This window comes from Novosphingobium jiangmenense (assembly GCF_015694345.1).
Taxonomy (GTDB): Bacteria; Pseudomonadota; Alphaproteobacteria; order Sphingomonadales; family Sphingomonadaceae; genus Novosphingobium; species Novosphingobium jiangmenense.
Window position 1 is genome coordinate 1 of record NZ_JADQDC010000011.1, and the last position, 19843, is coordinate 19843.

Genomic DNA, 19843 nt, shown 5'->3' on the forward strand with positions numbered 1-19843 from the left:
GCGGTAATGCCCGCCCCGGTCTCGACAGCCACCGTGGCCCCGAGGGCAATGAACTTCTTCACGGTTTCCGGCGATGCCGAAACCCTGCTCTCCCCCGTCGCCCGTTCCCGAAGGACGGCGATCTTCACGGACAAAGCCATCATGAACTCCTGCGAACTATACGCGCGAAAGCTAGCTGCTCTGTACATTATCCAGCGCGCAGATCCGGGACACGCGAAGCCCTAGGCCCAGCGGTACTCCTCTGGCACAGGCCGGGCCATCGCCTCGGCAAAGGCGTCATAGCTCCATGGCCAGGTCAGCGGCACGCCGTCCTTGTCGAGATACCAACTGGTGCAGCCCGAGCCGAAGATCGTCTGCCGCGCCGCCTCGGTGCGGCGACGGTCGTAGTCGGCATGGGCTTCGGCTGTCGGCTCTACCGTCCGCGCTTCGCCCTGCAGTATCGGTTCCATCAACTGCGCCAGATAGTCCCATTGCCTCTCGGCGATATCGATGAGCGAGAAGTTGCCGACCGGCCCCGTCGGTCCGTTGAGCATGAAGAAGTTGGGAAAGCCGGGCAGCGTCACCGCGTAATGGGCAGTCGGTCGCTCCTTCCAGAAATCGTCAAGATCGGCCCCCTCTGCGCCCTTCACCGTCGTCGGCCGGATGAAGCGGTCGGCGCGGAAGCCGGTTGCCAGGACGATCACATCGAGCGGATGGAAAGTGCCATCCTTCATGCGGATACCTTCGGGTTCGACGCGCTCGATCTGCCCAACTTCAACATCGACATCGGGCTTCTGCACCGCGTCGTAATAGCTCCACGAATAGATCAGCCGCTTGCAGGCCGCCCGATAGTTCGGGCGCAGCTTCTCCCGCAGCGCCGGGTCGCGCACCGATTCCTCGAGGTTGCGGCTGCAAAGCTCCTCGATCTCGCGCATCGCCGGGCTGTCGGGATCGACGATGGCGGAATTGAAGCGGCGGATGCCGTTCCAGTAATCGTCACCGAACCGGATTGCATCGATGCGGTCGGGATCGGCGCGAAAGGCAGCGCGGTCTTCGTCCGAATAGGCGAACTGCTGCACGGGCATCACCCATTGCGGAGACCGCTGGAAGTGCACCAGGCTCGAGGCCACGTCGGCCAGCGCCGTCACGATCTGAACGCCGGTCGAACCGTTGCCGATGATCCCGATCCGCTTCCCTTCCAGCGCCACGCTGTCGTCCCAGCGCGCGGAGTGGAACATCGCGCCAGCGAAGCTTTCCTTGCCGGGGATTGCCGGATCGTTGATGTGATGAAGCACGCCTGAAGCTGCGATGACGATGTCCGCGCTGTCCTGGGCTCCATCGGCCAGGGTCACCTGCCAGCGAGAGCCATCCCATTCGCAGGCGGTGACTTCGTGGTTCAGCCAGATGAAATCGCGCACCGCAAAATCATCGATCACCTTCTCGAAGTAGGCCTTTATCTCGGGCCCCGGTGCATAGAATGCGCTCCAGTCGGCATGGGGCGCAAAGCTGTAGGTGTAGCAGTGCGCAGGCACGTCGCAGGTCAGGCCGGGATAGCGGTTCTCACGCCAGGTGCCGCCGATTGAACTGCCCTTTTCATAGACCACGAAATCGGTCTGCCCCGCCTCCTTCAGCCGGATGGCCGCCAGAATGCCGGACATGCCCGCACCGATCACGATGAAACGACGTTTTGCAGTCATAGCGATTCAATCCGGGACTTTAGAGTGTTGAGGAAACGGATCACCGAGCCGCCGTCAAGCGCACGGTGATCGAAGGAAAGCGATGCCCGGATCACTGGCCTGACTGCCATCGCCCAGTCCTCGCCATGACGGACGGCAACGGGCGCGCGCACGATCCCGGGCAAGCCGAGCAGGGCCACCTGCGGCGGGTTGAGCAGCGCCTCGGCCCGGATGACCGGGCCGATCGAGCCTGGATTGGAGATCGTGAAGGAGCCCCCTTCCATTTCCTCGGGACGCAGCTGGCCTGCACGGGCCCTTGCGGCAAGGTCGGCGATGGCCTGAGTCAGTCCAAGCGGGCTGAGGCGTTCGGCATGGCGGATGACGGGTACGACCAATCCATCCGCTGCGTCCACCGCTATGCCGAGATGCACCGAACGGAACGCCACCATCGCATCATCGCGCCAGTGCGCGTTGAGACGGGGATGCTCGATTAGCGCCGAGGTTGCCGCGTGCGCGATCAGGCCTAAAACGGATGTCCCCGCTCCCTGTGGCGACTTGCGAAACGCCATCAGCGCGCCAAGGTCGATCTCCATGTCCGCCGTCAGCGTCGGGATCGACGCGGCAAGCGACATGCGCTGGGCAATCGTGCGACGGCGCATCGTGTGCGGCACAAGCTCGCCGTCCTCGGCGACCGGTGCCGAAACGGCCGGCGGCAGTGGCGGCACCGCCGGAGCAGCGAGCGGCGCTTTCACCTGACCCGCATCGCGCGCGGCCAGCACGTCGCTGCCACCGATCTTTCCGCCAAGGCCTGTCCCGTTGACCTGAGCCAGATCGACACCGAACTGCGCGGCAAGCCGCCGGGCCAGCGGCGAGACTTTGCGTCCCACGGCCGCAGCACGCGGAAGTGGCCGAACATCGGCGGAAGGAACTGCACCAATCGCCGGAGTGCTGACGACGTTCGTTGGCTGCGCTGCCGAGACGTCTTTGGGCGCTGCGTCTTGCCCGAGCGCCTTGGCGATGGCCGTGGGCATGGTGCCTGGCGCGGCCCAGACGCCGACCTTGTCGCCAACCTTGAACTCCTCGCCTTCGCTGGCTGTTCGTTTCGCCAGAACCCCCGCCGCATCCGCCTCGACCTCGACGGTGGTCTTGTCGGTCTCGACTTCGTAGAGAATTTGCCCAACCTCGAACGTTTCGCCCTCGGCCACGCGCCAGTTGAGCAGGCGCGCGTTCTCGACCGAGCCCATGCGAGGAATGCAAAGGTCATTCAACATGGCGCGCACCTTCAGATCGCGGCCAGTCGACGCGCTTCGGCGGCGATGGCATCGACGGAGGGAATTGCCGCCTGTTCAAGCTCGGCGATCTGGCAAAGCGGAAAGTCCTTGGCTCCCAGCCTGAGTACCGGCGCTTCGAGATCGAAGAAGGCCCGCTCTTGGATCTGCGCGGCGATTTCCGCACCCGGCCCCGCAGTCCGGAAAGCCTCATGCACGACCATCGCGCGATGCGTGCGGGTCACCGATTCAAGCGCGTGGTCCCAATCCAGCGGGACAAGGGTCCGCAGATCGACGATTTCCGCGTCAATGCCCTCGCCCGCCAACCGCTCCGCCGCTTCCAGCGCGCGCGGCACCATGGAACCGTAGGTCAGGATGGTGAGATCCTGTCCGGCCCGGCGCGTCGCCGCCTTGCCGATGGGCACGACGAAATCGGGATCGAGTGGCACGTCCGACCGCGTCCAACCGAGCCCTTGCACCGAATGGAACAGGACGGGGTTCGGTTCGCGCAGAGCGGCCTTCATCAGGCCCTTGGCATCCGCCGCCGTCGAAGGAACGACGACCTTGAGCCCGGGGAAATGCATGCCCAGCACCTCGGTGCAGGACGAATGCTCCGGCCCCGCTCCGCCCATCGCACCGATGGGGAAGATGATGACGGCGGTCATCGGCACGTCGAGCCCGTGCATGTAACGCCACTTGGCCAGCTTGTGGTAGATTTCGTCGCCCGCGATCAGCGCGAAGTCGCCGAAACCCATGTTGATCACCGGCTTCATGCCGGCAATCGCGGCGCCCGCCGCAAGGCCGGCCTCGAAGGCCTCGGCAATGCCGCAATCGAGCACGCGATCCGTTCCGAATTCGGCGACCAGCCCCTTTTCCATCCCGAACCAGCCGCCGGTAACGACGCCCTGACCCATGATGAAGATGCTGTCGTTGCGGCGCATTTCCTCGACAAGGCCCAGCCCCATCGCCGCGTTGTAGCCCATCACCTCATGCGACATGGTAGAGATCCCTCTCGATGACCGACACATCGGCCTCGGGCGCGGCCTTCGCTGCTTCGTAAGCTGCGGCAACTTCGGCATCGGCCTGCTCGATGATGCGCGCGGCGGCGTTGCCGGAAAGGCGCGCCGCAAGAATGTCCACCGGGTCGCGATAGTCTTTCAGATAATCGGGATCGCGGTAGTGCTGGGGATCGCCGGCGTAGTGACCATGCTTGCGGGTAACCTTGGCCTCGATAAGCGTCGGCCCTTCGCCTGCCCGGGCCCGGGCCGCCGCTTCGCTGGTCGCTTCATAGACGGCAATGGCATCCTGACCGTCCACCACCACGCCCGGGATGCCATAGCCCTTGGCGAGGTTGGCGATATCCGCGCTTGCCGAAACCTGTTCGGTGCGGGTGCCCACCAGCAGACCGTTGTTCTCGCAGAAATAGATCAGCGGCAGCTTCCACGCCACCGCGTGCATCATGGTTTCATGGAATGTACCGCGCGAGGCGGTGCCGTCCCCGAAATCGGCAATGCTCACCCGGCCATCCTTGCGGATTTTCGAGGCCAGCGCCGAGCCCGCCGCGAGCGGATAGACCGAACCGAGCGTTGCTCCTTCGCCCATGATGCCAAGGCTATAGTCGGCCCAGTGCGGGACCCCGCCACCCTTGCCACGCGTCGCCCCGTTCATCTTGCCAAGAAGGTCTCCCAGGATCGGCAGCGGGTCCATACCCTTGCCGATGGCCCAGGCGCAGCCGCGGCCCTGATACCAGACGTAGTCGTCATGACGCAGCGCAGCAGTCGCGCCTATCGGGGCCGCCTCCTGCCCTTCGCCCGGATGCCACCAGCCGGAAAAGCGCTCCTCGCGCGTGTGGCGCAGCATCAATCGCTCGATGGCACGCGATACCGCCATGCGATGGAACATCTGCTCCAGCAGCGCAGATTCAGGCGCGGGCATCTTCACTCTCCCAGCTTGCAATCACGAAACGGCTTTCGCCCCGTTCACATGCAGCTTGGAAATACGCATTTCGTTAAAACTGTCAACATGGACCACATTTTGCGTAGCGATTCTTCGATCATCATAGCGCTTTATGATTGAGAAAGGCGCCAGACCTCGATATGTCGTCGCAAAACACATCCGCATCACGCGGGAGAGAACGATGTCGAGGCAATTTCTGTCATGAGTCAACGCAGTTACCGCCACCTCCTGAGTCCGGGCCGAATCAACAAGCTTGAACTCAGGAACCGCATCTTCTTCTCGCCGATGGGCTCCAATCTGGCGGAAGAGGACGGCTCGGTCGGAGAGCGTCTGCGGACGTACTACGTGGCGCGTGCGAAAGGCGGCGCTGCGCTGGTAACCATGGGGTCGGTCTCTGTCGGCTTTCCGGAAGGGGCGAGCAACTGGCGGCAGGAAGCGATCAGCGACGACCGTTTCCTTCCCGGCTTGAAGCAATTGGCCAACGAAGTGCACGAACATGGCGCAAAGCTCTGCGTCCAGCTCCATCACGGCGGGCTCGTGGCGATGACCGACATGCTCGACGGGCGTCCGGTTGCCTGCCCCAATCCGCCGCCAGCATCGAAAGACTCGGGCGATTTCCTCGATGTCATGCTGCCCGAGGAGCAGGCGAAGTTCTTCGAACCCTACGCCAAGATGGGCGAAGTCCGGTACAATTCGCTGGACGAGGCGGGCATCGACCACATCGTCGATCTCTTCGCCCGCGCAGCCGATCGAGCGGTGCGCGCCGGGATCGACGCGGTCGAGATCCACGCCGGCCATGGCTACATCTTCTCGACGTTCCTTTCGCCGGCTTACAACCATCGCACTGACGCCTATGGTGGCTCGGTCGAGAACCGTGCGCGCCTGCTGATCAGGACCATCCGGGCCGTGCGCGCCGCAGTGGGCCCCGACTATCCAGTGTGGATGCGGTTCGACAGTCAGGAATTCCTGATGGACTACGGGATCACGCTGCAGGACGCCGTCACCGTGGCCCGTCTTGCCGAGGAAGCGGGGCTCGACGCCATCCACGTTTCGGCGCACGGCGATGGCAATTACGGCCGGACCTATTCGACCGGCCACGCGACCGACATGCCCAACGGCTTTGTCGTCAACGCCGAAGCGATCAAGGCTGCCGTCTCGATCCCGGTGATCTGCCCCGGCCGGATCGAACCGGAGGACGCCGACCGCTTCATCGCGCAGGGCAAGCTCGATTTCGTCACGATGGGCCGCAAGCTGCTTGCCGATCCCGAGCTGCCCAACAAGCTCGCTGCGGGCAAGCCGGACACCGTACGCCCCTGCGTCTATTGCTACACCTGCATCAGCGCCATCTTCAATTCGAGCCACATCATGTGTGCGGTCAACCCGCTGACCGGACACGAGACCGAGCGCCAGCCGGTGCCGTCGCCGCGTCGCAAGACCGTGCTCGTCGTGGGCGGCGGGCCCGGCGGCATGGCGGCCGCGCGGGACCTGGCCGACAAGGGGCACAAGGTCATCCTGTGCGAGGCGACCGACCGTCTTGGCGGAACCGCGCAATTCGCCTCGGTGGCCTACGCCCCGAACCAGCGCATCGTGGACTGGCTCAAGCGCGAGATCGCCTCACGCGACATTGAAGTCCGCCTGGATACCCGCGCCACGCCTGATCTTGCCCGTTCGCTCCAGGCCGATGAAGTCGTCGTCGCCACTGGCGCGAGGCGCGACATGCCGCCCATTCCCGGAGCGGAGCGCAACTTCGTGTTTTCGGGCGATGACATGCGCAATCTTGTTCTCGGCCAGAACCTTGATGCTCTCGCTGCCAAGACCAGCCCGGGCACCCGTCTTGCGATGAAGCTGGGGAAGTTGACCGGCCTGACCAAGCGCCTGCCGCTGCTCCGCCTCGGTTCGAAGGCATGGATGCCGCTGGGCGAGCACGTCGTCATCATTGGCGGCGAACTGGTCGGGCTGGAACTGGCCGAATTTCTCGCCCATCGCGGCCGCAAGGTGACCGTGCTCGAGGAATCTCCCCGCGTCGGCAAGGGCATACCGCTCGTTCGCCGCTTCCGCGCGGTTGACGACTGCCACGACCTCGGCGTCGCAATGCTGACCGAGACGAACAACTTCCGGATTGGCGACAATGCCGTAACCTACAGCAACGCCCACGGACAGGAGCGGACCTTGCGCGCCGACACCGTCATCGTCGCAATGGGTGCCACCGGGGACGAAAGTCTTGCCGACCAGATGAAGGCCGCCGGGCTGCCGGTCCACGCCATCGGCGATTGCACGGGCGTCGGCTACATCGAAGGCGCGATGCGCGACGCGGCCTTGGCCACGCGGACAATATGACCGTGGACGCACCTCAGTCTTCTGATCGAAACGGCGGCGCTCTCGTCGCTGCGGTCTGCGTGGCGGGACCTGCACTCGTCGCGCTCATCCCGATGGCAGCGGCGCCCGCCCTTGTCGCCATGGCCGCGCATTTCGGGCAGAGTGCAGGCAGCGAGCTGTTCTCGCAGATCGTGATGACCTTGCCCGCCGCAATGCTGATCCTTGCCGCGCCGCTGGCTGGGATCCTGGCCAACCGCATCGGCCAGCGTGCGGTTCTGCTGGGTTCGCTTGTCCTCTATGTGATCGGCGGCGCCGGCGTACTTGCGATCACCAGCGAAACGGCGCTTCTCGCCTTGCGGCTGCTGCTGGGGATCGCAGGCGGGGGCGTACTGACGTCGAGCCTCGGACTGATCGGCGACCATTTCTCGGGCCATGCCCGTGAAAAGGTGCTGGGATGGGCCACCTCCTTGTCGTCGCTGCTCGCGGCGCTGGCGCTCGTCTTCGGCGGTTTTCTGGTGGACTTGGGCGGATGGCAGGCGCCGTTCGCTCTCTATCTGCTTGGCTTACCGACGTTGCTGATCGCCTTGCTGGTCATCCGCAACGTTCCCCGCCAAGTCCACCCAAAGGAAGAGAAAGGCGCGCTGGCAGAACTGGCGCGCATCTGGCCCTATTACCTGCTTCTGATCCTCCTCACGCTAGGCATGTTCACGCCTGCGATCCAGGCTGGCTTCCTGCTGGCTGAGCGCGGCATGGCCAGCGCGCAGATGATCGGCACGGTGATTGCCGCCACGTCGATCGTCGCGATGATCACAGCATGGTCCTTCGGCTACTTGCGCAGCCGCATCGGCCTTCACGGATTCCTCGTGATCGACGCCACCTCGATGGGCCTTGGCATCCTCATCATCGGCCTTGCAACACAGACATGGCAGGTCTTTGCCGGGTGTTGCCTTGTCGGCATCGGCGCAGGCATGTCGGAACCGGCCATCGCCTCGCTGATCTTTCGCAAGGCACCGCCCTTCGTCCACGCGGTGGCCATGGGCGTGATCGTCAGCGCGCTCAATGCCGGACAGTTCCTGAACCCCCTGGCTTTCGACGTTCTGCGCAACCTCGGCGGCCTGTCCAGCGCCTTCGTCGGCTTTGCCGTAGTACTCCTCGCCGCTGCGGCCTTTGTCGCACTGCGCAATCGCGGCGATCTCGTTGAAAGGACACCACAGCCATGACCCCTCGTTTCACCGGAAAGCGCGTGCTGCTTAGCGGCGGCGCATCCGGCATCGGCCGGGCCACCGCAGAGCGCTTCGCCGCAGAAGGCGCGCGGCTTGCCATCGGCGATGTCGACCTGGCGGGCGCGAATGCAGTGGCGGACACACTCGGCGGGGTGGCCTTTGCCTACGACGCGCGCGACCCTGCCGCCGCAGTGAAACTCGTCGATGATGCCACAGGTGCTCTTGGCGGCATCGATATCCTGCTCAACGTCGCAGGCATCATGGCGTGGGGACGGTTCGAGGAGACCGCGCCGGAAGTCTGGCAACGCACGCTCGACATCAACCTGTCCGGCCCATTCTATCTGATCCAGGCCGCAATCGGCCAGCTGAAGCATAGCAAGGGCAATATCGTCAGCGTGGCGTCGGCAGGCGGCCTGCATCCGGTCTATGGCACATCGGCATATGGCGTCAGCAAGGCCGGGGTCATTGCCGTCACCCAGGCGGCCAGCCTCGAGTTTGCCCGCTATGGCGTGCGGGTCAACGCCGTAGCGCCCGGGGGCGTCGCCACGCCCATGCACGAAAAATCGACCGCAGGCGGCGGCGTCGATCCGGCGATCTTCGCGGAAGCTGCGGGACGCAACATGCCCAAGCTTACCGACCGGCCCGCCTGCACGCCCGAGGAAGTGGCAGCGGCCATCGCCTACCTCGCAAGTGACGAGGCGCGCTACGCCACCGGCACCGTTCTGGTGCTGGATGGCGGGCAGATCACCGGCTGAGTCCGCATATGGACACGCGTCACCTCGTCGACCCCGAACTGCTGCCAGCCTTGGCACTGTTCCCGCCCTTCGACATCGCCGAACCGGGTCTTGAGAACCTGCGGTCAATGATGGATGGCCTTGCCCCAACGCCGGAATCCCTGGTCTGCGACGATATTGCCCTGCAGCGCATCACAGTCCCGGCATCCCCGGCCGGACCGGAGCTTGGCATCATCCTCCACCGACCGGTCGGCCAGACCGGCAGCCTGCCGTTATACTTCCACATACACGGCGGCGGCTTTGTCCTGGGCAGCGCGATCATGTCCTCGCCCGCAAACATCGTGCTGGCACGAGAGGTCGGCTGCGTCGTGGCGTCAGTGGACTATCGGCTGTCACCCGAAGTGACCGGGCAACAGCCGGTAGAGGACTGCTACCGCGCACTTTGCTGGCTGGCCGGGAACGCGCAGAGCCACGGCATCGATCCATCGCGAATTGCCATCGGCGGCGAAAGCGCTGGCGGCGGCCTCGCCGCATCGCTGGCCCTGATGGTGCGAGACAGAGGCACGATTGCGCTCGCTATGCAGATGCTGATCTGTCCGATGCTCGACGATCGCACGCAGGGGGACCATCCCCATTGCGGCGAGTTCGTCTGGACGGCCGAGGCCAATGCGGCAGCATGGGCGCTGCGCATTGGCAACGAGGACGTGGTGCAGGATCGACGGGGGTATATTGCCGCCGCTCGCGCCGACGATCTGCAGGGCGTGGCTCCCGCTTACATCGCTGTAGGATCACTTGACCTCTTTCTTGAAGAGGACATCGCCTACGCGCGGCGACTGGCTCGGGCGGGTGTCCCCGTCGATCTGCATGTCTATGCCGGCGGCTACCACGGTTTTGAGCTGGCAGCCGATGCCAGCGCCACCCGCAGGACGATGGAAGACCGTTTTTCCGTCCTGCGCCGTACATTTCAAGGAGATGGATCGTGACCGTTTTCGGGGCTGACTTGTGGGACCGCTTTACCCGCCGCATCGGCGAGGCCCAGGCAACGCTTGTCGCAGAAGGTGCGCCTCTCTCCCTGTTGGATCAGGCCGAAGGTGCGCGCTACCTCAGCCGCATCGTCAGGCTCGGCCTCGAAATGTACCTGGAGGGTGGTGATCCCGATTTCCCCTCCTTTGTTCTACCCAGCCACGAAACTGCCAAGTTGGGCGGCGACAACCCTGACAATCTCTACCTCTCGGCAACGATCCTCGGCGATCGCACCTATCGGCTCACAGGCAACATCGGCACGGTCCATTACCTGTCGATCGGGTCCAAGGCCAACCGCTATGCCATCGACGGCACCATGGCTTCTACCGGCGAACTGCAGAAGGAAGCGTTCGGCGCCGATGCCAACGGCGATTTCACCATTATCGCCAGCGCGACCAAGCCAGAGGGTGACGTTCCCTGGCTGCAGCTCGCGCCCGATTCCAACATTTTGCAGGTTCGGCAAACCTTTCTCCACCGCTCGGCCGAAGCGCCCGCCCGCTTTGCGATAGAGCGCATCAGCGAAGGCCCCGCGTTTCCGCCGCCGACAGATCCCCAGGCTATCGAACGGCGGATGATGGCTGCGGCAGATTTTGTGGTGAACGCCACGCGCATGTTCGCAAACTGGACGGCGATGTTCATGCCCTATCCCAACGAAATGCGCGATTGGGGCCAGGACATGTTCCACAAGGCCGGCGGCGATCCCGCCATCTTTTACGTTCACGGCTACTGGAAGCTGGCGCCGGGTGAGCGCCTCGTGATCGAGACCGCGGTGCCGGATTGCGAACACTGGAACATCCAGGTCGACAACTGGTGGATGGAGTCGCTCGACTACCGCTACCTGCCCGCCTGCATCAATGCCGGCAACGCAGTGCTCAATACCGACGGCAGCGTGCGCATTGTCCTGTCAGCGGAGGACCCGGGCGAGCCCAATTGGCTGACGACCCACGGCCATGGCGAAGGCCACCTGCTGCTCCGCTGGGTCCGTGCTACCAGCCATCCCATCCCGCGGCTGCACGTCGAGCGCGGGTGACGCCCGAGCGTTCGGGGGGACTTGCATCCCCCCACCTATGTTCAAAGTGGCAGGTAATCGCCCCCGTTGATGTCCAGCGTGGCACCGGTAACCGCCGACAGCGTGTCCGAGAGAAAGACCAGAATGCCCCTTGCGCATTCCGCATCGCTCGGCACCCGGCCCAGCGCCATGGTCGCGGAGATTTCCGCCTCGGCTTCGGCCACGCTTGGGCCGCCCCGCGCGGCCTCGCTCTCAAGCCAGGCGCGCGCGGGCGCGCTCATCGTCCAGCCGATGGCCGGCGTGTTGAACCGGATGCCCTTCGCTCCCAGTTCTGCCGCCAGGTAGCGCGTCAGCGAGGCCTGCGCCGCCTTGGTGGCCGCGTAACCGCCCTGATTGGGCACCACCTTGCGCGCCACCTGGCTGCCGACGTTGACGATCGAGCCTCCGCCTTGGGTCTCCATCTGCGGCACGACGGCTCGGATCATCCGGATCATGCCCATCACCGTCACCTCGAAGGCGCGCGACAGCGCATCGAGGTCGAGGTCGAGCACGGGGGCAAGGGTGCCCGGAAAATAGGCGCTGTTGACCAGCCCGTCGATGCGCCCGAACGCCGCAACCGTCTCCGCAGCGGCCCGGTCGCAATCGTTCTGCGACGTTATATCCGCACAGATTCTGATCGATTTCCGGCCCAGAGCGGCAATCTCGTCGGCCACTTCCGCCATGATTGCGTCCGTCCGCGAGACCATGGCCACGTTCGCGCCCGACCGCGCCGCCTCGACGGCAATGGTACGCCCCAAACCCGGGCCAATGCCCGTTACGATCACGATCTTCTCGGTCAGCACGCTCAGAATCTCCCATTGCCATATTCTGTGGGCAACAAATCGCAGGGACGCCAAGCAATGTCGACACGCAAAAAAGATATTTTTCTCTATACTTTGTCGTTTTGCGTATTTTTTCATCGGCAAAAGCCGGCCGCGCCGTGTTGATTCTCCAACAGGCATCGCATAGCGCTAGCTCAAGCAAAGGGAGCACCGGCCATTTCCAAAGTGCGGCTAGACGAACACGATGAAGCCATCATCGCCCTGCTCCGCGTCGATGGACGCATGGCGGTCCGTGATCTCGCGCGCGAAGTCGGTCTCAACGAGGCGACCGTCCGCGCCCGCATCCGCCGTCTCGAGCAATCACAGACGATGCGCGTGGTCGCGCGGCTTGATCTACCGTCGATCGGCTTTCCGTTCACGGCGCTGGTCGGCGTGCGCATCAGGGGGCGGTCGCTCGAAGATGTCTGCGCAGACCTGCTGAAGCTTGAACAGGTCCTTTCGGTCCTTTCCGTGATCGGTCGCAATGACCTTGAAATCCAGGTCATTGCCAAGACGATGGACGATCTCGACCACCAGTTGACCGACGTCATTCCGGCCATCGAAGGCATTGTCTCGCTGGAATCGGCGCTGGCGATGAAGGTCTACAAGTACATTCAGCCGTGGGGCCGTTTCGATGAAGCCGATTGAGCTCAACTCTCTCGACCAGCGCATTCTCGAACGCCTTTCGAGCGATGCCCGCGTCAGCAATCGCGAACTCGCGCGCGAACTGGGGGTTACCGAAGGCACGATCCGCGTGCGCCTCAAGCGGCTGACCGACGAGAACGCCATCCAGGTGGTCGCGATCACCAATTACGACCACATGATCGATCCCGTGGTCGCCTATCTGTGGATCGAACTCGATGCGAACTACCCCGCACGGCCGGTGATCGACGCACTCGTGGCAGAGCCCCAGATCACCTACGTTACCTCGCTGCTGGGCCGTGCCGATCTCATGGCCATCACGTGGGTTCGGGATTCCAGCCAGCTGGTCGAATACCTGCACAACCGAATCGACACGATCCCGGGCATCGCGCGCATTCACTACGAGCTGACCCACAAGCTCATAAAGCACGACTTCCGCACCACCAACATCGTCAAGTGATTACGCAAAACGTCGCTATATAGATGAATTTTGACGTTTTGCGTTGACATTCACGCCCGTCTGCCGACAATCGCTTCCGATAACGGAGAGATTGCATGACCGATGAGGCCAGCCGCCGCGCGCACCTGAAAGCCCAGTTCACGCGCCTGATAACCGCCTATGGCGAAAAGGATTTTGCCACCTTCGCCACCGGCGTTCATCCCGATGCCGAGTTCGACTGGCCTTACCTGCCCATTGCCGACTTCCCCGAACGCATGATCGGCCGCGACAACTTCATTGCCGCCTCGCGCGCCGGGATGGCCGATTGCGATGGCTATCATCACAAGATCGACCGCTTCTACGACATGGCCGATCCGGACATGATGCTGGTTGAATACCATTCCGGCACGGTGCTGCGCTCATCCGGTCGCCCTTATGCCAACAAGTACCTTGGCATCCTGCGGTTCGAGGGTGACCTCGTCGTCTACTGGCGCGAATACGTCAATCCGCTGCCGATCATAGACGCCTTCGGGCTGGGCTTCCGCAATGAAGCCGTGTCGGAAATGGGCGCATGACTGGTCCGGCGATCCCGACACAATGGGACAAGGAAGTCGACGTTCTGGTCGTCGGATCCGGTGCCGGAGCCATGGCGTCGGCACTGTTCGCATCGGATCGCGGGGCGCGGACGCTGATCGTCGAGAAGAGCGATCTCTACGGCGGCACAAGCGCGACATCAGGCGGCGGCGTGTGGATACCCGCCAGCGATTCCGCGCTTGAGCAGGGCCAGCAGGACAGTCCGGACGAGGCCTTCACCTACATCAAGGAACTGGTCGGCAACACCGTCGCCGATGGCCGCATCCGGGCCTTCGTCGAAAACGCCCGCGTGATGAAGCGCGAAATCGAGGCGCGCTCTGACCTGCGCTTCACCGCCATTCCCTATACCGACTATCAGGCCGAGAAGCCCGGCGGCAAGATGGGCTACCGCAGCCACGCCTGCAACACGATCCACGCCGATGACCTGTCGCCCGAGGATTTCGCCACGCTGCGCACCACGCACAAGTCGGCCATGCTGTTCGGCAAGATTCCGTGGACGATCATGGAATCTGCCCCGATGATCACGCGCGGCCCGGGCTGGAAAGGCACCATGGCGCGCGTGCTCTGGCGCTACTACGGCGACATCGCGCAGCGCCTGAAGAGCCCGCGCAGCCGCTTCATCGTGTTCGGCTCGGCCATCGCCGCCCATCTCAAGAATGCCCTCAACCGCAGTGGCGGCGAACTGTGGCTTCGCACCGCCCTCGTCGAACTGCTGCGCGGCCCGGACGGCGCCATTGAAGGCGCGATCGTCGCGCGCGAGGGCAAGCAGATGCGCATCCGCACACGCAAGGGCGTGATCCTCGGCGCAGGCGGCTTCGAGCGCAATCAGGCGATGCGCGACAAGTACCTTCCCGGCGACAGCCGCGAAACCTTCTCGGCCAGTCAGGAGAACAACACCGGCGATGCCATACAGGCGGGCATGCGCATCGGTGCTGCCACCGATCTGATGGACGAGGCCTGGTGGGCACCCACCGTCCGCGTTCCGGGCGAGGACACTGCGCGACCGCTGTTCTACGAGCGCGCCCTGCCCGGCTGCATCATCGTCAATCAGGCGGGCGAACGCTACATGAACGAGGCCCGCAGCTACGACATCGCAGGCAAGGCCATGATCGATGCCGACCGCCCGGATGCACGCTCGATCCCTTCGTGGATCATTTTCGATGCCCGCTTCCGCAAGAAGTATCCGATGGGCCCGATCATCCCGCTCCTGCCCGATTTCCTGCAATCGCCCGCCGCCCGCAAGGCGTGGCGCAAGGCGTCAACCGTCGCCGGCCTCGCCCGCAAGATCGGTGTCGATCCGGAACGGCTCGAACGCACCATCTCGCGCGTCAACCGCTTTGCCAATACGGGGCTCGACGAGGATTTCGGACGCGGCTCGGCGCCCTACGACCGCTACTATGGCGACCAGTCGGTCCAGCCCAACCCCAATCTTGCCCCGCTCGACCAGCCACCCTTCTATGCACTGGAGGTCTATCCCGGCGACATCGGCACCAAGGGCGGTCTGGCGACGGACGAGGCCGCGCGCGTGCTTGACATGACAGGCCAGCCCATTGCCGGCCTCTATGCCATCGGCAATACCGCCGCTTCGGTCATGGGGCCGTCCTATCCCGGAGCCGGCTCCACACTGGCGCCGGCCATGACCTTCGGCATGCTCGCCGTGCAGGACATGCTCGAGGCGAAGCCATGAGTCAGACGCTTCTGGTGACCGGCGCTTCGACCGGCTTCGGCGCGGACGTGGCATTGGCAATGGCGGCAAAGGGCTGGACGGTCTTTGCCTCGATGCGCAATCCCGACAAGGCAGGGCCGCTAGTCGACCGCGCGGGCGAGGCCGGGTGTGCGGGCAATCTGGTGCCGGTTCAGATCGATGTGACGGATGCCGCCTCGGTCGCGTCAGGTGTGGCATCCGTCCTTGAAAAGACCGGCGGCGGGCTTGACGCACTGCTCAACAATGCCGGCTTTTCGGTCATCGCTCCCTTCGAGGAGATGAGCGATGCTGATGTCCGCGCGCAGATGGAGACCAACTTCTTCGGCGCGCTTGCCGTTACCCGCGCGGTGCTCCCCGCCATGCGCGCGGCGCAACGCGGGCGGATTCTCACCGTAACCAGCAATGCAGTGAACACGCCCCACCCGATGCTGTCGCTCTATGCCGCATCGAAGTGGGCGCTCGAGGGCTGGGCCGAGGGGCTGGCGATGGAAGTCGCGCCCTACGGCATAGAGGTCGGCGTGGTCCAACCCGGCGCGCACCGCACTCCGTTTGCCAGCAATGTCCAGTTTGCCATGCCCGCAGGCAGTGCCTACGCGGCGTGGCTGGAAGAAGCAGGACCGAGCCTCGGCGAGCTTGACGCCTGGGGTCGTGATCCGGCGCTGGCTGTGGCAGCGATCGCCGACCTGCTCGTTGCCACAAAGCTGCCTTTCCGCACGCTGGTGGGCGAAGACACGCAGATCTTCGCAGCACTCAAGGGGGTGGCTCCATTCGAGGTGCGCGCCATGGCCCTGCGGGCAATCACCGGTGCTCCTGCCGCAGGAGCCTTCACGACCCGCCTCCACGAAGCCAGCGCAAACGAATGGCCCGTCGCATCGCAGATCGCGAAACGCGTTGCTGACAGGCTCGCGGTCGATCCCGAACTTGCGCCCGTGCTGGCGCAGACGTTTCGCCTTTCCTGAAATGGCCGGGAGCAGGCTGCTCCCGGCGTCACGTTCAGTGCGTCTCGCCGGGGGCCGATGCTTGCGCGGCGGGCGCAATTCCCTGGTTCATGCTGTCGATGATGCGGCGTTTCATCGGGGCCACCCAGTCACGCTCGAGCACGGGATCGAGCAGGCCAGCTTCCTTCAGCTCGTCGCAGAGCTTCATCTGGTGGCCAATGTCGAACAGGTCCAGCTGCGAGCTGAACTTGCCGTCGCCGCCATAAGTGATGAAGCTGACGCCCTCGGTCTCGTAGAACGAACCGTCCGGCCGCTTGCCCGGTCCGCGATTGACCCAGCGGCTGAAGATGCGATCGCCGTTGACTGCGAATTCGAGGATCGGAAAGCTCCACCCCGCCCAGCCCGAGCCGACGTCCATGTCGCGGCCATAGTGCGTGGCGCGGATCTCGTCGCGATTGCGCGCAAAGACGGGCATCGAGCCGCCATAGGGGCAATAATAGGTGGCGTTCTCGTGATAGAACTCGTCGGCGATCCACGCCCAGTGGTTGCGTCGTTCAGCCTCGACGAAGGCCTCGCGAAGGCCCTGGATCGCAGCTTCGACTTCCTCGCGCGGATATGACACGTCACGTCTCCTCTCATCACGGCACGCGCCGTTTGTTTGTATGCACATTGGCATTGCATATTGCGTCGCCCTAATCCATAGATAATTACGCAAAATGAGATTTTTGAGAGGCTTTTATACGCAATGCGTTTTCTTGACCAACTCGACGCCGATGCGCTGATCAGCCGCGCCCGCACCTCGACCGGCCTCGTCGACCTCGGCCCCGACCACTTCCGTGAACCTCTCGATGTACTCCTGCGCTCGATGCGGGACGAGGCTCGGCTGAACGAGGCTGGCGCCAACACACACGCCGCGCGCATTGCAAACGCGCTCGAAAATCGCCTGCGCCGGGTGGACCTGGTCAAACGCCATCCCGAAATCCTCGACGAGCAGGTCGATGTCGGCGTGATCATCGTCGGGCTACCCCGCACCGGCAGCACGATGCTCCAGCGCCTGCTTGCCGCGAGCCCCAGGGCGACGGCCATGGTCTGGTGGGAAACCATCTTCCCGCTGCCGCGCGACAATAGCGGTGAGGCCGACATTGCCACCCGCAAGGCTGACGCAAAGCAGCTTTCAGACGATCTGGTGGCAGCCTCGGCCGGCTTTGAATCGATCCATCCGATGGACGCCTTCGCCCATGACGAGGAACTGCCCCTGATCGAGCAGTCCTTCATCTCCAACATTCCCGAAGCGATGCTCTACCTGCCAAGCTACGGCGAATGGTTGCTCGATGCCGACCAGACCGCCGCCTACGGCGAACTGCTCGAATGGCTCAAGATCCTGCAGTGGCAGGATCCGTCGCGGCGCGGGCGCAAGTGGATTCTCAAGGCGCCCCATCACCTCACCGCGGTCAGCACCACGCTTGACACGTTCCCGGGCGCGATCATCGCGATGACCCACCGCCGCGTCGATCACGTCATGGGCAGCTATTATTCGATGGTCGCCTCGCTCACCAGCGGCAACACCGATACCGATCTGTCGAAGGAGCAGGCCGCGCACTGGACTCGCCGCCTGCGACGCAATCTCGTCGACATGCTCCCGGTGCGCGAAGCCCGGCCGGAACGCTTCTTCGACATCCAGTATCGCGACCTTCTGTCCGATCCGGTCGGCAGCGCGCAGGCAATCTTTGCCGCTGCCGGCATGGCCGCAGACGACGACGACATCGCTGCCTGGCAGACCTGGCTCGGCGGCAACCAGCGCGATAGCCGCCCGTCGCACAAGTACGACCTCGCCGACTACGGCGTGGATCGCGAAGCGCTGATGCAGGACTTTGCCTTCTATTCCGACGTCTATGTACCGGAGGCCTGAGCCATGGAGATCAAGGGGGAGGAAGCAGCCTATCTCAAGGGCTCAGCAGAGCCTGTGGCAGGCTCGATCCTGACCAGCACTTCGCGTTATCTCAACAATCCGCGCTTTCGCGATGTCTATGCGCAAATGGGCCTCAAGCGCGATGGATACGATCTCCCGGCGGCCTACCTGATCCCCGAGGTCAATCGCGCAGTCTCCGAGGAAATGGACTACCCGCGCTTGCATGTCCTGCTTGCGGCCGAGCGCGAGCGCCTGCCTGAATTCGCCCGGTGGCTCGACGAGCGCTTCACGTCCGACTGGAGCGCCGAGAAGGTGGCGCATTGCGCACCGGACACGGTCGGCGCGCTGATCCATGATTTCATCGTGACCAGCGGCATGGAGATCGACTTCATGTTCCGCGGCGAGCCAGCCGACGACTTTGCCTACCTGATCAAGCGTCGTGTCCAGAACCACGACATCGAACACACGGTGACCGGCCTCGATACGAGCCCGGTTGGCGAGATCGCACTGATCGTGGCCAACACCGTTGCCGTGTTCAATTACTTCGAACCCGAATTTGCCAGCATGCTGTCGTTCCAGCCGATGTTCCTGGCATCGACCAGCCTGATGCGCGCAGCCTGCCATTATCCCACGGTAACCCCGGCGATGATCGAGGGCTTTGCGCTGGGCCATGCCTTGGGCGCGAAGCAGAAGCTGCCGCTGTTCATGCTGCGCTGGGAAGACTGGATCGACGTGCCCGTTGCGAACGTGCGCGAGCAGTTGGGCTTTCAGGACGGTCCTGCACCTGGACATTGGACATGGACATACGAGGCTTCGCATGGATGACTTTTCGATCGGCGACTACCTGGCCATCCAGGCGCTTGTGCACCGCTACCCCCGCCATCTCGACAGCGGCGACCTCGTCGGCCTTGGCCAGCTCTTTGCCCACGCCGCCGTACATTTCGAAGGGCGGCCCGATCCGGTCATCGCTGATCCCGCCGAAGTCACGCGGATGTTTGCGGATTTCGTCAGGCTTTATGACGGTATCCCGCGCACCAGGCACATGATCTGCAACCTGATCGTCGAACCGGACGGCGCAGGCCGGGCGCGCGCGACGAGCTCGGTCTTCGTGCTGCAGGACGCACCGGGCGTTCCGCTTCAGCCGATCATCACCGGCGACTATGCCGACCGCTTTGCGAAAGTCGAAGGAATCTGGCGCTTTAGCGAACGCTTCATCACCAATGACCTGTTCGGCAACCTGACTGCCCACGGCAAGTACGCATTGGGATGACACGGCTGCTGCCGTCAAATTTCGCGCAGAACAAGAATACGAGATTTATAAAATCTCTTTTGCGCATCTCCTAGCTTTGTGCAGATGCTTGAATATCCCGGGCACCCTGTTCAACACGGACCACTCAGTGGGGGCCGGTCAGACCATTCATCGTTCACGTCGTACCGCGCCCCACTCCCGACGTGTCCTTGGGATCGCACCCGAAGATCTTGCGGCCATAGGCGACTGCAGCATCCAGATCACGAACGATCAGATCGATAACGTAGATTTGCTTGAGCATGCCCTTCTCCCTTGGGCGCGCG

General features: G+C 63.8%; 20 protein-coding genes and 1 pseudogene. 13 read left to right on the forward strand and 8 right to left on the reverse strand.

From position 1 onward, the window contains the following. From I2488_RS14790 to I2488_RS14810, 5 genes and pseudogenes are all read right to left on the reverse strand, one after another. Positions 1-128: pseudogene (locus tag I2488_RS14790) on the reverse strand (NAD(P)(+) transhydrogenase (Re/Si-specific) subunit alpha); the annotation flags it as partial. Between the two features lie 93 nt (positions 129-221). Continuing rightward, positions 222-1676 (reverse strand): flavin-containing monooxygenase, encoded by a 1455-nt coding sequence (locus tag I2488_RS14795; RefSeq protein WP_196276591.1) that lies wholly within the window; start codon positions 1674-1676, stop codon positions 222-224. After that, complete coding sequence (locus I2488_RS14800) at positions 1673-2926, reverse strand: dihydrolipoamide acetyltransferase family protein (protein WP_196276592.1); 1254 nt, start codon at positions 2924-2926, stop codon at positions 1673-1675. The genes I2488_RS14795 and I2488_RS14800 overlap by 4 nt, the downstream gene beginning before the upstream one ends. Positions 2927-2937: 11 nt before the next feature. After that, positions 2938-3921 (reverse strand): alpha-ketoacid dehydrogenase subunit beta, encoded by a 984-nt coding sequence (locus I2488_RS14805; protein ID WP_196276593.1) that lies wholly within the window; start codon positions 3919-3921, stop codon positions 2938-2940. After that, the gene (locus I2488_RS14810) at positions 3911-4858 is read right to left on the reverse strand and encodes a thiamine pyrophosphate-dependent dehydrogenase E1 component subunit alpha (protein WP_196276594.1); all 948 of its coding nucleotides are present in this window, start codon (positions 4856-4858) and stop codon (positions 3911-3913) included. Before I2488_RS14810 ends, I2488_RS14805 begins: the two co-directional genes overlap by 11 nt. A gap of 222 nt (positions 4859-5080) precedes the next feature. On the opposite strand from I2488_RS14810, the gene I2488_RS14815 reads away from it, so the two are divergent. Genes I2488_RS14815 through I2488_RS14835 form a run of 5 tightly spaced genes read left to right on the forward strand, consistent with a single transcriptional unit; the run spans position 5081 to position 11205 of the window. After that, positions 5081-7216 carry an oxidoreductase gene (locus I2488_RS14815; RefSeq protein WP_196276595.1) on the forward strand — a complete coding sequence of 712 codons (2136 nt, stop codon included), beginning with the start codon at positions 5081-5083 and terminating at the stop codon, positions 7214-7216. Positions 7217-7275: 59 nt separating this feature from the next. Continuing rightward, a complete protein-coding gene (locus I2488_RS14820) occupies positions 7276-8415 on the forward strand; it encodes an MFS transporter (RefSeq protein ID WP_343071082.1) in 1140 nt (379 codons plus the stop codon). Beyond that, entirely contained in the window at positions 8412-9173 is a 762-nt protein-coding gene (locus I2488_RS14825) for an SDR family NAD(P)-dependent oxidoreductase (protein ID WP_196276597.1), read from the forward strand. The genes I2488_RS14820 and I2488_RS14825 overlap by 4 nt, the downstream gene beginning before the upstream one ends. Before the next feature lie 8 nt (positions 9174-9181). Further along, a complete protein-coding gene (locus I2488_RS14830) occupies positions 9182-10135 on the forward strand; it encodes an alpha/beta hydrolase (protein WP_196276598.1) in 954 nt (317 codons plus the stop codon). After that, the gene (locus I2488_RS14835) at positions 10132-11205 is read left to right on the forward strand and encodes a DUF1214 domain-containing protein (RefSeq protein ID WP_196276599.1); all 1074 of its coding nucleotides are present in this window, start codon (positions 10132-10134) and stop codon (positions 11203-11205) included. Before I2488_RS14830 ends, I2488_RS14835 begins: the two co-directional genes overlap by 4 nt. A 41-nt stretch (positions 11206-11246) precedes the next feature. On the opposite strand, the gene I2488_RS14840 is transcribed toward I2488_RS14835, so the two are convergent. Beyond that, on the reverse strand, positions 11247-12026 hold the full coding sequence (locus I2488_RS14840; RefSeq protein ID WP_196276600.1) for an SDR family oxidoreductase: 780 nt from the start codon (positions 12024-12026) through the stop codon (positions 11247-11249). A gap of 204 nt (positions 12027-12230) precedes the next feature. Here I2488_RS14840 and I2488_RS14845 point away from each other — a divergent pair, with 204 nt between their 5' ends. From I2488_RS14845 to I2488_RS14865, 5 genes are all read left to right on the forward strand, one after another. Continuing rightward, positions 12231-12692: an Lrp/AsnC family transcriptional regulator gene (locus I2488_RS14845; protein WP_343071083.1), complete on the forward strand. Its 462-nt coding sequence runs from the start codon at positions 12231-12233 to the stop codon at positions 12690-12692. Further along, a complete protein-coding gene (locus tag I2488_RS14850; RefSeq protein ID WP_196276601.1) occupies positions 12679-13146 on the forward strand; it encodes an Lrp/AsnC family transcriptional regulator in 468 nt (155 codons plus the stop codon). The genes I2488_RS14845 and I2488_RS14850 overlap by 14 nt, the downstream gene beginning before the upstream one ends. A 95-nt stretch (positions 13147-13241) precedes the next feature. After that, entirely contained in the window at positions 13242-13700 is a 459-nt protein-coding gene (locus I2488_RS14855) for a nuclear transport factor 2 family protein (protein WP_196276602.1), read from the forward strand. Then, positions 13697-15406, forward strand: coding sequence for an FAD-binding protein (locus I2488_RS14860; RefSeq protein WP_196276603.1), 1710 nt, complete (start codon positions 13697-13699; stop codon positions 15404-15406). Before I2488_RS14855 ends, I2488_RS14860 begins: the two co-directional genes overlap by 4 nt. Then, positions 15403-16383, forward strand: a complete 981-nt coding sequence (locus I2488_RS14865; RefSeq protein ID WP_196276604.1) for an SDR family oxidoreductase — start codon at positions 15403-15405, stop codon at positions 16381-16383. Before I2488_RS14860 ends, I2488_RS14865 begins: the two co-directional genes overlap by 4 nt. A 34-nt stretch (positions 16384-16417) precedes the next feature. Here I2488_RS14865 and I2488_RS14870 read toward each other — a convergent pair whose 3' ends face one another. After that, on the reverse strand, positions 16418-16984 hold the full coding sequence (locus tag I2488_RS14870; protein ID WP_196276605.1) for a nuclear transport factor 2 family protein: 567 nt from the start codon (positions 16982-16984) through the stop codon (positions 16418-16420). Positions 16985-17107: 123 nt separating this feature from the next. Between I2488_RS14870 and I2488_RS14875 the strand changes: the two genes are divergently transcribed. The 3 genes from I2488_RS14875 to I2488_RS14885 are packed head-to-tail and all read left to right on the forward strand — an operon-like array spanning position 17108 to position 19541. Then, on the forward strand, positions 17108-18271 hold the full coding sequence (locus I2488_RS14875) for a sulfotransferase family protein (RefSeq protein ID WP_196276606.1): 1164 nt from the start codon (positions 17108-17110) through the stop codon (positions 18269-18271). A 3-nt stretch (positions 18272-18274) separates the two neighbouring features. Then, entirely contained in the window at positions 18275-19096 is an 822-nt protein-coding gene (locus I2488_RS14880) for a Coq4 family protein (protein ID WP_196276607.1), read from the forward strand. After that, positions 19089-19541 (forward strand): nuclear transport factor 2 family protein, encoded by a 453-nt coding sequence (locus tag I2488_RS14885; RefSeq protein ID WP_196276608.1) that lies wholly within the window; start codon positions 19089-19091, stop codon positions 19539-19541. Before I2488_RS14880 ends, I2488_RS14885 begins: the two co-directional genes overlap by 8 nt. Positions 19542-19695: 154 nt before the next feature. On the opposite strand, the gene I2488_RS19735 is transcribed toward I2488_RS14885, so the two are convergent. Then, positions 19696-19821 carry a hypothetical protein gene (locus I2488_RS19735; protein WP_281390088.1) on the reverse strand — a complete coding sequence of 42 codons (126 nt, stop codon included), beginning with the start codon at positions 19819-19821 and terminating at the stop codon, positions 19696-19698. Positions 19822-19843 lie beyond the last annotated feature (22 nt).

Coding starts and splice junctions, on each gene's coding strand:
- I2488_RS14795 (WP_196276591.1), bottom strand. CDS start 1,676: ATGACTGCAAAACGTCGTTTCATCGTGATCGGTGCGGGCATGTCCGGC.
- I2488_RS14800 (WP_196276592.1), bottom strand. CDS start 2,926: ATGTTGAATGACCTTTGCATTCCTCGCATGGGCTCGGTCGAGAACGCG.
- I2488_RS14805 (WP_196276593.1), bottom strand. CDS start 3,921: ATGTCGCATGAGGTGATGGGCTACAACGCGGCGATGGGGCTGGGCCTT.
- I2488_RS14810 (WP_196276594.1), bottom strand. CDS start 4,858: ATGCCCGCGCCTGAATCTGCGCTGCTGGAGCAGATGTTCCATCGCATG.
- I2488_RS14815 (WP_196276595.1), top strand. CDS start 5,081: ATGAGTCAACGCAGTTACCGCCACCTCCTGAGTCCGGGCCGAATCAAC.
- I2488_RS14825 (WP_196276597.1), top strand. CDS start 8,412: ATGACCCCTCGTTTCACCGGAAAGCGCGTGCTGCTTAGCGGCGGCGCA.
- I2488_RS14830 (WP_196276598.1), top strand. CDS start 9,182: ATGGACACGCGTCACCTCGTCGACCCCGAACTGCTGCCAGCCTTGGCA.
- I2488_RS14850 (WP_196276601.1), top strand. CDS start 12,679: ATGAAGCCGATTGAGCTCAACTCTCTCGACCAGCGCATTCTCGAACGC.
- I2488_RS14855 (WP_196276602.1), top strand. CDS start 13,242: ATGACCGATGAGGCCAGCCGCCGCGCGCACCTGAAAGCCCAGTTCACG.
- I2488_RS14860 (WP_196276603.1), top strand. CDS start 13,697: ATGACTGGTCCGGCGATCCCGACACAATGGGACAAGGAAGTCGACGTT.
- I2488_RS14865 (WP_196276604.1), top strand. CDS start 15,403: ATGAGTCAGACGCTTCTGGTGACCGGCGCTTCGACCGGCTTCGGCGCG.
- I2488_RS14875 (WP_196276606.1), top strand. CDS start 17,108: ATGCGTTTTCTTGACCAACTCGACGCCGATGCGCTGATCAGCCGCGCC.
- I2488_RS14880 (WP_196276607.1), top strand. CDS start 18,275: ATGGAGATCAAGGGGGAGGAAGCAGCCTATCTCAAGGGCTCAGCAGAG.
- I2488_RS14885 (WP_196276608.1), top strand. CDS start 19,089: ATGGATGACTTTTCGATCGGCGACTACCTGGCCATCCAGGCGCTTGTG.
- I2488_RS19735 (WP_281390088.1), bottom strand. CDS start 19,821: ATGCTCAAGCAAATCTACGTTATCGATCTGATCGTTCGTGATCTGGAT.